Source organism: Clostridium bowmanii, from assembly GCF_018861315.1.
In the GTDB taxonomy this organism is placed as follows: Bacteria; Bacillota; Clostridia; order Clostridiales; family Clostridiaceae; genus Clostridium_AD; species Clostridium_AD bowmanii.
The window spans coordinates 1-1,254 of record NZ_JAHLDL010000103.1 but is presented as its reverse complement, the minus strand read 5'-3'; the positions used below and the strand labels follow the sequence as shown (position 1 = coordinate 1,254).

Here is a 1,254-nt window from a genome sequence, read left to right as displayed (position 1 = left end):
AACCCAACAAAATTCCAAAAGGAAGGTGTCATCATGAGTACAATTATATCAATATTAGTTAAATATAATCAACTATTACTTTCTCAAATAAGTCAATTACTTATTTTTATTGCGAAAAATATACCTCTTAGTAAACCGAAATACGATATAACAAGCCCTAAATACAATAAACATACTGTAGATAAAGTACCTATCATAAAGATCTTTAAAAGACTTGATTACAAACAACTATTAACTGAGTATAAAATTACTCATGGTAAAGATAAAAGGCCTGTAAATCCTCGGGGTAAAAACCCTGTATTACCTGATACTATATGCCCTCAATGTGGTGCTCCGCACATCTATATCTACGATAACACTGGCGGCCGTGGGCAGCTTTGGTGTAAAGTTTGTGATTTGCGTTTCAACAAAAACAAGGTTGATTTCAAAACTGAGACTTTCATTTGTCCATTTTGTGGACACGTCCTAAGTAAGAAAAAGGACCGTAAAAATTTTTATATCCATAAATGTGTTAATAAAAAATGTAGTTATTACATGGATTCTCTTGCGAAACTTTCACTTGAGGACATTAAAGAATACAAGAAAGATAAACACAAATTTAAACTACATTACATTTATCGTGAGTTTACCACTAATTATTTTGATGTAGATTTATCTTCTATGCCTAAGGGTGCTACTAGCCTTAAATTTAGAAATTTTTCTTCTCATGTAATGGGCCTTTGTCTAACATATAACGTTAATTTGGGACTATCTACACGCCGTACGGCGCTTGCTCTGTGGGAAATACATGGAGTTAGGATATCTCATGTCACAGTTAGCAAATACGCCATTTCAGCTGCCGCTTTTGTTAAACCGTATGTCGATAATTATGACTATAAGCCCACTAATTATCTTGCTGCTGATGAAACTTATACTAAAGTCAAAGGAGTCCATCAATATATCTGGCTTGTTATGGATGCCATAAAAAAATCAATTTTAGGATATCAAGCGTCTTTTAGCCGTGATACTGGGCCTTGCATTTTAACTATGCGTATGGCTTTTGATAAGTATAAAGAATTTCCCGGCAAGTCCCTTAAATTCGTGGCTGATGGCTATACCGCATATAAGCTTGCGGAGCAACAGTTTAAGCTTAATAACATGGACTTTGACGTAACCCAAGTAATTGGACTTACTAATTCTGATCCTATTTCAACTGAATATCGTTGGCTTAAACAAATAATAGAACGTCTAAACAGAACCTTTAAATTCTCCTAT

At 34.1% G+C, this 1,254-nt stretch carries 1 protein-coding gene; it reads left to right on the top strand.

The features are described from left to right. Window positions 1-33 precede the first annotated feature (33 nt). Window positions 34-1,254 (top strand): DDE-type integrase/transposase/recombinase (locus tag KPL51_RS23045; protein WP_244998180.1); only part of this gene is annotated, 1,221 nt, incomplete at its 3' end.